At 57.2% G+C, this 14,738-nt stretch carries 11 protein-coding genes; 7 read left to right on the top strand and 4 right to left on the bottom strand.

All coding sequences use genetic code 11. From position 1 onward, the window contains the following. Positions 1–24: 24 nt before the first annotated feature. The gene (locus tag SYC_RS01230; RefSeq protein WP_234701788.1) at positions 25–1,056 is read right to left on the bottom strand and encodes a metal ABC transporter solute-binding protein, Zn/Mn family; all 1,032 of its coding nucleotides are present in this window, start codon (positions 1,054–1,056) and stop codon (positions 25–27) included. Positions 1,057–1,120: 64 nt separating this feature from the next. On the opposite strand from SYC_RS01230, the gene SYC_RS01225 reads away from it, so the two are divergent. The 3 genes from SYC_RS01225 (at position 1,121) to pyrR (ending at position 3,321) form a co-directional block, all read left to right on the top strand. Further along, positions 1,121–1,858, top strand: coding sequence for a metal ABC transporter ATP-binding protein (locus SYC_RS01225; protein WP_011242550.1), 738 nt, complete (start codon positions 1,121–1,123; stop codon positions 1,856–1,858). A gap of 6 nt (positions 1,859–1,864) precedes the next feature. Beyond that, positions 1,865–2,716, top strand: a complete 852-nt coding sequence (locus SYC_RS01220; protein ID WP_011242549.1) for a metal ABC transporter permease — start codon at positions 1,865–1,867, stop codon at positions 2,714–2,716. A 65-nt stretch (positions 2,717–2,781) separates the two neighbouring features. Next, positions 2,782–3,321: a bifunctional pyr operon transcriptional regulator/uracil phosphoribosyltransferase PyrR gene (gene pyrR / locus SYC_RS01215; protein WP_011242548.1), complete on the top strand. Its 540-nt coding sequence runs from the start codon at positions 2,782–2,784 to the stop codon at positions 3,319–3,321. Here pyrR and SYC_RS01210 read toward each other — a convergent pair. Both SYC_RS01210 and SYC_RS01205 read right to left on the bottom strand, forming a co-directional pair. Beyond that, positions 3,288–4,244 carry a CHAD domain-containing protein gene (locus SYC_RS01210; RefSeq protein WP_011242547.1) on the bottom strand — a complete coding sequence of 319 codons (957 nt, stop codon included), beginning with the start codon at positions 4,242–4,244 and terminating at the stop codon, positions 3,288–3,290. The two genes, pyrR and SYC_RS01210, sit on opposite strands and share 34 nt — an antisense overlap. Before the next feature lie 117 nt (positions 4,245–4,361). Next, positions 4,362–5,381, bottom strand: a complete 1,020-nt coding sequence (locus tag SYC_RS01205; protein WP_011242546.1) for a hypothetical protein — start codon at positions 5,379–5,381, stop codon at positions 4,362–4,364. Between the two features lie 179 nt (positions 5,382–5,560). Here SYC_RS01205 and SYC_RS01200 point away from each other — a divergent pair, with 179 nt between their 5' ends. Both SYC_RS01200 and SYC_RS01195 read left to right on the top strand, forming a co-directional pair. Next, positions 5,561–5,788, top strand: a complete 228-nt coding sequence (locus SYC_RS01200; protein ID WP_011242545.1) for a photosystem I reaction center subunit IV — start codon at positions 5,561–5,563, stop codon at positions 5,786–5,788. A 108-nt stretch (positions 5,789–5,896) separates the two neighbouring features. Continuing rightward, the gene (locus SYC_RS01195) at positions 5,897–6,745 is read left to right on the top strand and encodes a DNA-formamidopyrimidine glycosylase (RefSeq protein WP_011377983.1); all 849 of its coding nucleotides are present in this window, start codon (positions 5,897–5,899) and stop codon (positions 6,743–6,745) included. Positions 6,746–6,776: 31 nt separating this feature from the next. Here the strand turns inward: SYC_RS01195 and SYC_RS01190 are convergent, their stop codons facing one another. Further along, a complete protein-coding gene (locus SYC_RS01190) occupies positions 6,777–9,536 on the bottom strand; it encodes a DEAD/DEAH box helicase (RefSeq protein ID WP_011242543.1) in 2,760 nt (919 codons plus the stop codon). Between the two features lie 198 nt (positions 9,537–9,734). Between SYC_RS01190 and dnaB the strand changes: the two genes are divergently transcribed. Continuing rightward, positions 9,735–11,099, top strand: a complete 1,365-nt coding sequence (dnaB, locus tag SYC_RS01185; RefSeq protein WP_011377985.1) for a replicative DNA helicase — start codon at positions 9,735–9,737, stop codon at positions 11,097–11,099. Between the two features lie 80 nt (positions 11,100–11,179). Next, positions 11,180–14,641 (top strand): transcription-repair coupling factor, encoded by a 3,462-nt coding sequence (gene mfd, locus SYC_RS01180; protein WP_011242541.1) that lies wholly within the window; start codon positions 11,180–11,182, stop codon positions 14,639–14,641. Positions 14,642–14,738 lie beyond the last annotated feature (97 nt).

Raw genomic sequence — 14,738 nt, 5'->3', positions numbered from 1 at the left:
CCTTGGGAACTCAGCGCTGAAAGCCTAGGACTGCCGCTGAGGCGGTTGGCAACGCCCGCCCAAGCCAGTCGCGATCGCACAGGTGTTGTGGATCAGCATCTGCTGGTAGCTGGGGGCGGGGGAATCAGCGCCACCCGGGCCTTCCACGTAGAGCGGTTGCGCAGAGACCTGTACTCCGGCCTCCTGGGCGACGGTGCCAATCAACTGGGGATTGCTAGTGGTCTCTCTGAAAACAGTCGGGACTTGAGCAGCGCGCAGGCTATTGACCAATTCCGTCAGGCGCGTCGGTGTCGGTTGCTCTTGGGTGCTGAGGCCAGCGATCGCCCCTGATTCTGTCAGCCCATAGGCGCGGGCATAGTAGCCAAACGAATCGTGAGTGGTAATCAGCCGCCGTTGATTGGCGGGAATCGTGGCAATTTGCTGGGGAATCCAGGCTTGAATTTGCTGGAGTTCCGCCACGATCGCTTGCTCCCGTTGCTGATAGGTGCTGGCTTCAGCGGGCTGGAGCTCACTCAGGGCTTGGGTGACCACTTGGGCGATCGCAATGCCATTGCGGGCATCGTGCCAGACGTGGGGATCCGGTGTCTGATCGGCGTCAGCAGTGGCTGCTGCTGTCTTCTCTTCTGCATGATCGTGACCGTGATCGTCGCCTGCTTTCTCGCCGTGGTCATGGTCATGCGCTCCCCCCAACAAAGGGGTTGGCACGGCAGCTTCGTAGACCGCCAGCTTGGGAGCCGCAGACTGGGTGGCCTGGACAATGCGAATGAGGGATGGCTCATAGTCGTAGCCACCGTAGAGCACCAGCTGCGCTTCTTCCACTGCGCGCCGGTCCTCAGGTGTGGGGGTGTAGACGTGGGGATCTTGATCAGGTTGCAGCAAGCAGGTGAGGTCGATGCTGTCGCTGCCAATTTGCTGCGCGAGGTCGCAGAGTACGGCAGTCGTGGCCACCACCTTGGGCTGATTACGATCGCGGCTAGCAGGCTGCTGACAGCCCCAAAGCAGCGCTGTCGCACAGATCAGACTCAGTGCTTTAGCAGAACCCAACGTAATCTTCATCATCACTTGGTCAGAACACCCGCAGGTTGATGATAGATTAACTTGAGAATCGTTATCATTCCCTATGCTCGAGATCCAGCACCTCAGCGTTTGCTATCGCCAGCAGCGGGTCTTAGAAGATATTTGTCTACAGGTGCAGGCCGGTGAGCAGTTAGCTCTGATTGGGCCGAATGGTGCTGGGAAAAGTACGTTGGTGCGCGCCATTCTGGGGTTGCTGACACCCTATGCCGGAGAAGTGCGCTGGCGCGGTCGACCCTTGCGGCGGGGTCAGCGTTCGATCGCCTACGTGCCCCAGCGATCGCAGATTGATTGGCAGTATCCAATCACCGTGGAAACAGTGGTGCGACTGGGGGCTGAGGTTCGTTCTTGGTGGGGGCGATCGCCCCAAACAGGATCGCGGATCGCGGCGGCTCTCGAACAAGTTCAATTGACTGAGCTACGCCACCGGCCCTTGGCGGAACTGTCTGGGGGTCAGCAGCAGCGGGTATTTTTGGCGCGGGCGATCGCCCAAGGAGCCGATCTGCTGCTGCTAAATGAGCCCTTTACTGGCATCGATCACCCGACCGAGCGGCTGATGCAGAATCTATTCCAGCAGTTTGCCCAGCAGGGAAAAACCCTGATTGTCTGTAGCCATGAATGGGGCGACGCCCTCCAGCGCTACGATCGCCTGATCTTGCTGAACCGGCGGATCATCTGCCACGACATTCCCGATCGAGCCCTGACGCCGCAGAACTTGCAGCAAACCTTTGGTGCGCGCCAGCCTGATGCTCCCCCTGATCGACAATGGGGCTTTGCTTGCTAGGCGATCGTGATTGTTGACAGTCTGACTGCACCGCTGACCTACGACTTTTTTCGGCGGGCCTTACTGATGGGCTTGATCGCCGGCGTGATTGGGCCGGTGGTCGGGAGTTACTTGATCGTGCAGCGCCTTGGCTTTTTGGCGAATGTGATCTCCCATGCGGTGCTGCCGGGCTTGGTGATTGCCCAAGCGATCGGCCTCGACATTAGCATTGGCGCTTTCTTGTCAGGATTGCTCAGCTCGGGCCTGCTGACTTGGATTCAGAGTCAGGCTGTGGTTAAACCCGATGCGGCCATGAATGCAATTTTGGCGAGCTTTTTTGCCCTGGGAATGCTGCTAATTCCCATCCTCGGTAGCCGCTTGAATCTGGAAGGCTTTCTGTTTGGCGACATCCTCAGCGTCAGTCCCACGGATCTCTGGCGGAGTGGCAGCATTGCCGTGGGAGTGTTGCTGGCGATCGCGCTTTGCTATCGTCCTTTGCTCTACTACTCCTTTGATCCGGTGGGAGCAGCGGCGATCGGCTTGCCAGTACGCTGGCTGGAATTTGGCTTAGTCACGGCGATGAGTTTGACGATCATTGCAGGCATGCAGGCGGTGGGCGTCATTTTGATCATTGCCCTGATTTCCTGCCCGGCGCTAGCAGCCTACCTTTTGGTGCGAGAGCTGCACTGGATGCTGGTGCTCAGCAGTGTGATCGGTGTCGCCTCTGCTTGGCTGGGGCTGTATGGCAGCTACTATCTCAACCTGCCCTCGGGACCCGCGATCGCCCTGATCAGTTTCTTGGCATTTCTGGCAGCCTTTCTGTTTAGTCCGAGTCGTGGCATCTGGGGGCGATCGCGCGCTAAATCCAAACTGAGCTAAGGTCTGCTTGACCGACGTGGGGCCAATCCTCCCCTAATAATGAGCTTGTCTTGCAGGCGATCGCCATGAGCCCTTCTCAAATCGAATTGCTGTCTGCCGACGAGCAGCGCCGCACCCTCAATCGTCTCGCTTCGCAGATTGTTGAGAGTGCCCGACAGGTCGATCGCCTAGTCTTAATCGGGATTCATACCCGAGGCGTTTATCTGGCAGAAGGACTGGCGCAAGCGATCGCCCAGCTCGAAGGTCAGCCAATCGCCTGGGGCAGTTTGGACATCACCTTCTATCGCGATGACCTCGATCGCATCGGGGCTCGCCAACCGGAGCGCAGCCGCATCCCCCAGGACTTATCGGGTTGCACCGTGGTTCTGGTCGATGACGTGATCTTCACCGGTCGAACGATTCGCGCCGCCATGGATGCCTTGAATGACTACGGCCGCCCTGCGATCGTCCGCCTCGCAGTTCTGATCGATCGCGGCAATCGGGAACTACCGATCCAGCCCGATTTCGTCGGCAAGGTTGTGCCGACGCGGCGCAGTGAGCGGGTGGAAGTCTACTTCCAGTCCGTTGATGGTCACGAAGGGGTGGCACTGATCCGGCCCGACTGAGGCGATCGCCAGCCCAAGCAGTCGTAGACCGTGACCTGCAAGCCTGTACTGGGTTCACGCAGGGTTTGTTGCTGCTCCAACCATTGCCGCCATGCAACTTGGCTATCCTGCTGCCAGCGATCGGCCAGGCTCGGAATCCGTTGCTGCCAGTTCGCCTGCTGATGGGCTAGTAACGCCGTCCAAGTGGCGCGATCTTGCCAGTTGCCTAAAGCTGTTTGCAGGGGTTTGAGTCGCTGCAGTAAGGGCTCAAAATCTAGTTCTGGCGAAAATTCTAAAACCTCTACGCCATAGCGGAAACGCTTCACAGTCTTGCGAAGGTCGTGCAGCTGTCGATTATCGATGGGCCGCAAGCGCTCTACGGCAACCCTGTCGATCCACCAAGCCGGATGGAGATGGAGGCAGGCATAACTGGGCAGAACTAACTCGGGCAATAGGTCAGCGATCGCGAGGTGGGCAGCTGCTTGAAAGCGGGGCTTAGCCAACCAATTTCTCAGGGCCAAGATGCAGTGTTGGTAGCGCGATCGCTTTAATTCACGCTGAAGCTGACGGCGAGCTTGCCCACAGCGTTTTTTCAATTTTCGTTGGAGCTGGAGAAGCTGATGTGCTTCTTGAGGTCGCTCCGGCTTCGGTAAGGCGTGCAAGGCTTCCAGTAGGACATCCAGATCACGGACACGACCGCAGCGGCGTCCTAAAGTCGAGAGCGATCGCAGGGATACGGCTTTTGGAAGACTCAGAGCAAAGTCGTAGTTCTCCAATAAGCTGCGCAGCCGTCGCAGACTGACGCGCAACTGGTGTAGATCCTCAGGATCGCGATCGCTCAGCACGGCCCGACGATAGTGCAGATAGTGATCGACCTGTTTTTGCAAGCCTTGCAGCAGGCACTGACCCAGACTTTCAGCGGGCAGATTGAGGGAATCAGACATCACCGATCCTCCTTCGCTGGCTGGCTTTCTGACTCCGCTGGTCAGGAGCAAGATGGGCAGCCATACCCCTTGGATCCAGTCTAGCGAGACTGCCTGCTGCGATTGTGATCGCTCTGTCTAAGCGGGCTCGCCGTCATCCACCACTTGCAGTTGAATCACCCGCCCACTTTGAATGTCGCCGAGGGGCAGGCAGATCAAGGTGCCGGAGAGGGTTTGCAACTGCTGGAGCAGCGATCGCAGATTGGGTGTGCTGGCGCCACTTTCCAAATAGAGGCGATCGCTGAGGCTGCTGACACGCCGCCAACTGGTGTAAAGCTTAGCGATCGCCTGTTCAAGTTGTGCCGATTGGCTTAATAGATCGGACACGAGGTTGAGAATATCGAGCCGTTGGGCTTCGTTCAGGGCCTGCTCCAAATCCAGTGTCGTATTGTTGAGCGTCCGCACTTGCTGGGCTGCTTCGAGGTAGCGCGACAGATAGCGAGCCGCCGCCGTCATCTCTTTCAGGGTGTTGAGATCGGGCTGCAGTGCGACTTCTTCTTGCAGTGGCGCTTGGTGGACTTCCGGTAGTTTCTCTAGCTCTCGTACAAATGGCGCGATCGCTTTGGCCGGTAGCCGATTCTCAGCCGCTTTTTGGCGCACGGGTTCCGGCAGTAAATCGGAGCTGACTGCCGTCCATTCATCCGTCAGTTGCCGCACTTGCTGCCGCGTGATCCGCTGGCCGTTGCGAGCCGCATCGCCAATCAGCTGCTGTACTTCTGGGGCGGATTGGGAGGTTTCGACAAAGGCCCGTTTGCTGAAGCGCGAGAGGGTATCTGTTTCCAAAATGCCTTCATCCACCAAGGCATCCGCACTGTTGGCCAACTCAATCAGGGCATAGGCCCGACTTTTGGTGATCTCGCGATCCTTGAGCCAGTTCAAAAAGCCCATGCCGCGCCCTTCTCCGCCCCGTTTCTCGCGATCGCGCACCACGCGCAGGATGCGACCGCGCCAAATCTCGGTTTGCAAGTCAAAGCGATCGCAGACCAGCCAAGCCTGATCGACCTGCTGCTGAAAGTCGCCTTCGGTGAGCGCCTCATCACTGGGATCGGGAAGCTCGAGATCCAAGGACGCTTCAGGCGGAGCAGCAAGGACAGTCATAAGCCAAGGTCACGGAGGTAGGCGGTCATTATCGCACTGGGCTGTAGCGTCCAGAGAAACAAAACTTAAAGGCGAGAAGCCTCGGCAATTGGAACACCGGTAGTAGTCTAGAAACGATGTCTGCAAGCTGATTCCAGCCTTTTGAGACATCGCAGAAGCTCATCGAGGAAGCATCAGTTATGGCCATCGCGCGTGGTGATAAGGTTCGGATCCTCCGCCCAGAGTCCTACTGGTTCAACGAAGTCGGCACGGTGGCTTCGGTCGACCAAAGCGGCATCAAGTATCCCGTGGTCGTCCGCTTCGAGAAAGTGAACTACAACGGCTTCAGCGGCTCGGATGGCGGTGTCAACACCAACAACTTTGCCGAAGCAGAATTACAAGTGGTTGCAGCAGCCGCCAAAAAATAGACTGCTTCTGTCTTCACAAGAGGTTCCTGAAACGGCTACATCACTGTGGCCGTTTTTTGTGGCTGAATTTCTCGCCGTATACTGCTTCGGTCGCGATCGCTCTCCACTTTGCCTGAACTGCCCGAAGTCGAAACTGTCCGCCGTGGACTGACTCAACAAACCCTGCAACGCGTTTGCACAGGTGGCGAAGTCTTACTCTCTCGTACGATCGCGACACCCACGCCCGAACTGTTCCTCGTGGCGCTGCAGCAGACCCAAATTCAGGAATGGCGACGCCGTGGCAAATATTTGTTAGCTGACCTCAGTCGTGAGGGAGAGCCTGCAGGAACTTGGGGCGTGCATCTGCGGATGACAGGGCAGTTTTTCTGGACAGAGCCGGCAACGCCGCTGACCAAACATACGCGGGTGCGGCTGCGGTTTGAGGGCGATCGCGAGTTGCGATTTATTGATATCCGCAGCTTTGGCCAGATGTGGTGGGTACCGCCCGATCGCCCTGTGGAATCCGTGATTACGGGCTTGAGCAAACTGGGGCCAGAACCGTTTGCACCGGAATTCACCGCCCGCTATCTGCGCGATCGCCTGCGGCGGAGCCAACGCCCCATCAAAACGGCGCTCCTCGATCAGTCCTTGGTGGCGGGTATTGGCAACATTTATGCCGATGAAAGTTTGTTTCGCACCGGTATTCATCCGACCACACCAAGCGATCGCCTAACCAAGATCCAGGCGGAAAAACTGCGGGAAGCGATCGTTGAGGTCCTCACGGCCAGTATCGGAGCAGGCGGCACGACCTTTAGTGACTTCCGCGATCTAACGGGTGTGAACGGTAACTATGGCGGTCAAGCGTGGGTCTATGGCCGCAAGGATCAACCTTGTCGCACTTGCGGGACTCCGATTCAAAAACTCAAACTGGCTGGGCGATCGAGTCACTTTTGTCCTCGCTGTCAGCCCTGTTCCTAGCGGTGAGTGAGTTGGCTCAACCCACGACTATTCAGGCTTCATCTTCCATATCCTTCACGGGGAAGCGGTTAATTAAGCCGAGAGCGGTACTGGCAGTATTTTTCACACCCCCTTGTAGGTAGGGCATGTGGGGAATTTGAGCGAGGAAATCGATCGTGCGGCGCAGCACGCGCACAATATCGCCCTCATCAAGGCTGGTAGCCGCACAGAGTTCATTCCACTCCATGCCTTCTGCCCAGGCTTTGACCAGACCGGTTAGATCGAGTTCGAGCCAAATCGGTGTAAAGACATTGCGGCGACTTTGCTGTTGCTGCAGCTGACGCCGTAGACCGCGCACCCCCATCAGGGCATCTTCCACAGCAGGCGGCACATCAAAACGCGTCCAAAGGTCGGGCCGTGAAACTTCCGTGACCAAGGCTTCACTAGCAGCGGCAAATTCAGCGGGTGTCAAACCGTCGAGTTCTCCACTCATGAGGACAAGGCCCAACCAGAGCTCGTTGTCGCCTCGGAGAGCCGCAACGTTCTGACCCATTTCCGTTGGTTTCAGGTCTTCTAAGCAGGAGAAGTTTTCCAAGATACTCATCAAGCTGAGGAACTCCTGCCAGTGGCGCTGCCCCAATTTTTCGAGGCGAGCCCGGCGATCGCCGATTTCATCCTCCAGCGCTTGCAACTGTTGCTGGCGTTTATGCAGGCGCTTGCGGTTCTGCCAGCAATGCACTGGATGGTTGATCAAAAGCGTATTGACCGCTTCGACTTGCTCCGCCTGCTGCACCACCTCTTCAGCCAGATCACTGCCCGCGAGGGCGAGGTGATGCCGTTGGCTCAATTCCCACAACTTTTCAGCAATCCAAGCTGTTGCTTCATCACCCTTGTGATGCTGACCCGGTTTGTGCAGCTGTGCCGGTGGATGAAGGAAATCAACAGCGCTGATGCGGGCAAGTTCAGCATGCAACCCGACGACATCCGAGGTCGTCGCAACAACCCAGCGGTTGTCCATACCCAAGCAGAGCAACCAAGGGAACTGGCCTGAGCCAGGAATCTTAGCAATTAGCACAGCAGGCAGCGGCTCGGGCACCGGCACATGGCGACCCTTGAGGCTGAGGATGGTGCCCGCCACAGCAAAGGAGAGAGCCATAGCTAAATCGCGATGGACGACCTCTTCCGCTTGCTCGTGCAGGATTTTGAGCAGCCGCTTTTCTTCCTTGAGGCGACCGTAGAGTTTGTCGTACTCAGCAAGAGTCGCAAAATCAACATCCGCCAGCTCTGCTTGGAGGCGATCGCGCTCAGCAGCGATCGCGGCAATTTTCTCCTGCTCTGGCTTGAGCGAGAGAGTAGCGAGGTAGCGACCAAAACTGCGCTCGACCAACTCCTTCGCTTCTTCGAGGCTGTGCTTTTGCAACAGGTTCAAGACCATGCCGTAGCTGGGCGTGAACTGGCTGACCAGCGGATCGGGTCCCACGGTTGCGAGGTGAGCGGCTTCCTGGGATCCCTCAAAACGAGACTGAACCGTGACGACGTAGCCCTGATCATCCAAGCCGCGCCGACCAGCCCGACCCGACATCTGCAGGAACTCAGAGGGCAACAGCAGCCGATGGCCGCTATCGGTTCGCTTTGAGAGGCTAGCAATCACCGTCGTCCGTGCTGGCATGTTGATGCCTGCCGCTAGGGTTTCGGTGGCGAAAACAACCTTGACTAGGCCTTCCTGAAAGAGCTCTTCAATCAAGCCTTTCCAGGCTGGCAACACCCCGGCATGGTGGGAGGCAATGCCGCGCAAGAGTGGCTCAACGTGGCCCGATCGCGCCGCTTCGGGACTTTGGGCCAGAAAAGCGTTGACCCGCTGCTTGAGTCGGGCGGCTTCGTCGGCGTTGACTAGGGAGATTGGCCCGAGATCACGCACGGCTTTATCGCAACCCCGCCGGCTGAAGATGAAGTAGATCGCCGGCAGCATCTGCCGCTGTTGCAGCTGACCCACTACAAAGCCGAGGGAGGGAATCTCAGGAATTTCCCGCCCTTTACGATCGTGCTTGGCGCCCTTGGTCTTGCGCCGCACCTTGAAGGATGGATGAATAGATTTGCCTGTCTCATCCAGCAATGGGAACAAGCCGTTGTTGCCGCAGAAGCTGAAGGCAAGGGGAATCGGCCGATAGTCCGAATAGATTAAGTCAGTCGGACCGTGAACTTGGTCGATCCAATCGGTCAGTTGACCGCCATTGGCGACCGTTGCGGACAGCGCCACTAATTGCACGGTCGGCGGACAGTAGATGATCGACTCTTCCCAGACGGTGCCACGCTGCTGGTCGTTCATGTAGTGGCATTCATCCAGCACTACTGTCTCGACATCAATCATCGAGGTGCCGACCTCACCAATCCGCGTGCCGTAGAGCATGTTGCGGAAGATCTCGGTCGTCATGACCACAATCGGCGCATCCCGCGCGATCGAAGTATCGCCCGTCAGCAGTCCAACGCGATCGCTGCCGAATTGTTCACGAAAGTCCCGCAGCTTTTGATTGGAGAGGGCTTTGAGCGGCGTGGTGTAAAAAACGCGTTTGCCCCGAGCCAGCGCTCGGTAGATTGCATATTCACCGATCAGCGTTTTGCCAGAACCGGTGGGAGCACAAACGACGACGGATCGCCCTTGATCCAGTGCCGCGATCGCCTCTTTCTGGAAATCATCTAGCTCGAACGGAAACAGCGTCGCCACATCCAGCGAAAAGGCTGTTTCAGTCTGACTCACGAGCACATCCAGAATTGAGGGCGACCCTTCAATTGTGACCCATTCGGCTTCAGACACAGACTCTGGCGGACCGAAGGATGTCAGAAGCCCAGGCAGTTAGATCGCCCTCTCTCAGGGACTGCGATCGCAGGATTGGGAGGTCGACTCCTCTGAGCTAGGGCGATCGGCAGTGAGCGAGGTGCTTGCGGCGACCGATTCCGCTGCTGTGAGGTGGGAGTATGTCACGATCGATAAACTCGTCTGCTGAGACCGTCCATGGTGCAGGAACTTCGCTTCGACATCCTTCCCGATCGCCATGAGCCGCCCCAAAACGTCGAAGCTGAGGAAGCGATTCTCGGGAGTATCCTGCTCGATCCCGAGGCGATCGGGCGGATTGCCGATGTACTCTCACCCGAAGCCTTTTACAACTCCAACCACCGCGACATCTATCGCGCTGCTGTCCAGCTGCATAGCCAAGGCCAGCCGACCGATCTGACCAGTCTGACCACCTCCCTCCAAGATGCCGGTCAGCTCGACAAGGTCGGCGGTCAATCTCGGCTGGCGAAGCTGGTCGATCGCGTAGTGACGACGGCTAACGTCGAGCAATACGCTCAGTTAGTCATCGATAAGTTTCTGCGGCGGCAACTGATTCAAGCCGGTAATTCCGTCATTCAACTGGGCTATGACACGACTAAACCGCTAGAAGCAGTGCTCGATCAGGCTGAACAAAAAGTCTTTGGGATTACTCAAGAACGCCCAACCATGGGCTTGTTGCCAGCAGCCGAGATTCTTACCAGCACCTTTGCAGAAATTGAGAGCCGTTCCATGGGAACTGCACTCTCGGGTATCTCCTGTAATTACTACGATCTGGATGCCATGACCCAAGGCTTTCAGCGATCGGATTTGATCATTGTTGCGGGTCGTCCCGCCATGGGTAAAACCAGTATCGTTCTCAATATTGCTCGCAACATTACGGTTGCTCACAAACTGCCTGTTTGTGTGTTCAGTTTGGAGATGTCAAAAGAGCAGCTGATCTACCGCCTGTTGTCAATGGAGATTGGGATTGAGAGTAGCCGCCTGCGATCGGGCCGGATTGGCGATCACGAGTGGGAGATGCTGGGTAAAGGCATTATGCAGCTTTCCCAATTGCCTGTTTTTATTGATGACACGCCGGGGTTGACTGTCTCAGAAATGCGATCGAAAGCTCGACGATTGATGTCTGAGCAGGGTGGGCAACTGGGGCTCATTTTGATTGACTATTTGCAGCTGATGGAAGGTAGCTCCAGTGATAATCGGGTTCAGGAAATTTCTAAAATTACGCGATCGCTCAAAGGTTTAGCTCGTGAATTAAATGTACCCGTGATTGCCCTCTCACAGCTCAGTCGGGGTGTGGAATCACGGACGAACAAACGACCGATGATGTCCGACTTGCGGGAAAGTGGCTCGATTGAGCAAGATGCTGATTTAGTAATGATGATTTATCGGGATGAGTACTACAATCCCGATACGCCCGATCGCGGGATCACGGAAATTATTGTCGCCAAACATCGGAATGGACCAGTCGGAACCGTCAAGCTGCTATTCGAGCCGCAATTTACGCGCTTTCGCAACTTAGCGGGCAGTCATGCGCCTACGGGTTGATTTCCAGCGATCGCCCAAACGGCACAATGGATCGACAAATTCTTCTTTGACTTCATCTCTGACGCACCGGTCATCTATCCATGACTTTTTCAGCACTGATTCGCACCTTGGCGCGATCGCCCCTCAGCCAAGACCTGCTGACGAAGTTAGAGAAGCAATCGGGCCTGCGGCTGATTGGAGCCGGTCGCTTAGCGCAGGGGTTGGTGACCTCAGCCCTTGTCCAAGCCCAGTCGCGATCGCTACTGGTGATTTGCGCCACCCTCGAAGAAGCCGGTCGCTGGGCTGCGCAGCTGGAAGGCATGGGCTGGCCGACGCTGCATTTTTACCCGACCTCAGAATCCTCGCCCTACGAAGCCTTTGATCCCGAATCAGAGCTGGTTTGGGGGCAGTTGCAAGTCCTTGCCGATCTGCTGGAACAGAGTCAGCCAGTAGCGATCGTGGCGACCGAGCGATCGCTACAACCCCATTTGCCGCCTGTCGAAGCCTTGCGCCCCTTTTGCCAAACCCTGCAGCGCGGACAGGAGGTCAACCTCGGTGAGCTGGCCGATCGCTTCGCGCAGTTTGGCTACGAGCGCGTCGATACCGTTGAGACGGAGGGGCAGTGGAGTCGGCGCGGCGACATTATCGACCTTTTCCCCGTCTCGGCCGAGCTGCCGGTGCGGCTGGAATTATTTGGCGATGAGCTGGAGCGACTACGGGAGTTTGATCCCGCAACCCAGCGATCGCTCGATGAAATTGAGGTCCTACGCTTAACCCCCACCAGCTACGCCTCAGTCATCGCAGCGGCGCTCGCCGATCGCTCCCTCGATGACTGGCTGACGGAAGCGGAACAGGAAGCCTGGCAGGAAGGGCAGCCACCGGAAGGAATGCGCCGCTTTTTGGGCGTAGCCTTTGAGCGATCGGCTTCCCTGCTGGACTATTTACCAGCGGGCACCGTGATCGCGATCGATGAACCGTTGCAGTGTCGCGCCCACAGCGATCGCTGGATTGAGCACGTTCAGGATCACTGGCAGGAACAAGCACAGGTTTGGCCCGCCATCCACCGCGACTTTCAAGCTGCTTGGGAAGAAATCCGTTGCTTCCAGCGCATTGAACTTTCACAACTCAATAGCAGCAGTGACAGCGAGTTGCCGGTACTGGATTTAGCGGCGCGATCGCTCCCCGTTCTGCCCCACCAATTTGGCAAGCTGGCGGACTTCATTCGGACTGAACGCGATCGTCACAGCATTTGGCTCGTCTCAGCTCAACCCTCGCGGATGGTGGCGCTGCTGCAGGAGCACGACTGTCCGTCGCAATTTATTCCAAATCCCCGCGACTATCCCGCGATCGATCGCCTCAGTGAAAAGCGTGTCCCGATCGCCCTCAAGCATTCGGGGTTAGCGGAGCTAGAAGGTTTCAGTCTGCCGACGTTTCGGCTGACCTTAATCACCGATCGCGAGTGCTTTGGTCAGCACGTCCTCGCCTCACCAACCTACGTGCGCAAGCGGCGGCGGGCGGCCTCCAAACAAGTCGATCGCGATCGCCTCAAACCCGGCGACTACGTGGTGCATCGCAGTCACGGCATTGGGCGCTTCGTCAAACTAGAAAGCCTCAGCCTCAGTGGCGAAATGCGCGAGTATCTGGTACTGCAGTATGCCGATGGCCTGCTGCGGGTGGCTGCCGATCAGATGGGTAGCCTCAGTCGCTATCGCGGTATGGGCGGTGAACGTCCCGAGCTGAGCAGCATGACTAGCAAGGCTTGGGAGAAAACCAAGGCCAAGGCCCGCAAAGCCGTCCGTAAGGTCGCCGTCGATCTGCTCAAGCTCTACGCCCAGCGATCGCAGCAAGAGGGCCACGCCTACCCACCGGATCAGCCTTGGCAGCAGGAGCTGGAAGAGTCCTTTCCCTACCAACCCACCGCCGATCAACTCAAGGCTGTCGAAGCAGTTAAGCGCGATATGGAAAGTCCGCAACCCATGGATCGCTTGGTCTGCGGCGACGTTGGTTTTGGCAAAACAGAGGTGGCCGTTCGCGCCATCTTCAAGGCGGTGACGGCGGGTAAACAGGTTGCTCTATTGGCCCCAACCACGATTCTGACCCAGCAGCATTACCACACCCTCAAGGAACGCTTCGCACCCTACCCGATTCAGATCGGTTTGCTCAACCGATTTCGGACGGCCAGTGAGCGCCAAAACATTCAGCAACGGCTGGCGACTGGCGAACTGGATGTGGTGGTTGGTACCCAACAGCTACTGAGCAAAGGTACGCAATTCCGTGATCTCGGCTTGCTAGTCGTCGATGAAGAGCAGCGCTTTGGGGTCAACCAGAAGGAAAAAATCAAGGCGCTCAAAACCCAAGTCGATGTCCTAACCCTGAGTGCCACACCGATTCCCCGCACTTTGTATATGGCGCTTTCCGGCGTGCGGGAAATGAGTTTGATCACCACGCCGCCGCCTTCCCGTCGCCCAATTAAGACGCACCTGATGCCCTACGACTTGGAGGCAGTGCGAACAGCGATTTCGCAAGAAATTGATCGCGGTGGCCAGGTCTTTTATGTCGTGCCTCGCGTGGAGGGGATTGAAGCGATCGCGACGCGGTTGCAGGAAATGCTGCCGAGCTTACGCATTGCTGTCGCCCACGGTCAGATGCCGGAAGGCGAACTAGAGGCAACCATGCTGGCCTTCAACAACAACGAAGCTGATGTGATGATCTGCACCACAATCATCGAGTCCGGCTTGGATATTCCCCGCGTCAACACAATCTTGATTGAGGACGCCCAGCGCTTTGGCCTGTCGCAGCTCTATCAGTTGCGGGGGCGTGTCGGGCGGGCTGGGATCCAAGCCCATGCGTGGTTGTTCTACCCTGGCGAGACGGTGCTGTCCGATCAGGCACGGCAGCGACTGCGAGCGATTCAGGAGTTCACGCAACTCGGTTCCGGCTATCAACTTGCCATGCGCGACTTGGAAATTCGGGGCGTCGGTAATCTGCTCGGCGTGGAACAGTCGGGACAGATGGAAGCGATCGGCTTTGACCTCTATATGGAGATGCTGCAGGAATCCCTCCAAGAAATTCGCGGTCAGGATATTCCCCAGGTCGATGACACCCAGATCGACCTCAGCCTGACGGCCTTCATTCCGGCTGATTACATCCCCGACATCGATGCCAAGATGAGCGCCTATCGCGCTGTGGCTTCGGCGCAAACACCGGCAGATCTGCTGCAAATTGCTGCGGATTGGAGCGATCGCTACGGCTCACTGCCCGCCTCAGCGCAGCAACTGCTGCGGGTGATGGAACTTAAACAAGTCGCTAAATCCCTTGGCTTTGCGCGCACTCGAACCGAGTCGAAACAGCACGTCATTCTGGAGACGCCGATGGAAGCCCCCGCTTGGAAGCGGCTTCACGAAAAGCTTCCTAGCAATCTGCAAGGGCGATTTGTCTATGCGGCTGGGCGAGTGACGGTACGAGGTTTGGGACTGCAGAGCGCCGATCAACAGGTGGAAAATTTGATCACCTGGCTGACTCCTCTCCAAGGAAGCTTGTCAGAAGTCGCGATCGCAGCCTAAATTCAGAAACCAAAAAAGAGCCTTAAGCGTCTAGTGCTCCCAATAAACACTCGGCCAGCTTAGGACTATGCGGCCGGTTGTCTACTGTCCGACTTTT

Origin of the sequence: Synechococcus elongatus PCC 6301, from assembly GCF_000010065.1 — a bacterium.
Taxonomy (GTDB): Bacteria; Cyanobacteriota; Cyanobacteriia; order Synechococcales; family Synechococcaceae; genus Synechococcus; species Synechococcus elongatus.
This window is presented reverse-complemented; position numbering and strand designations above follow the sequence as displayed.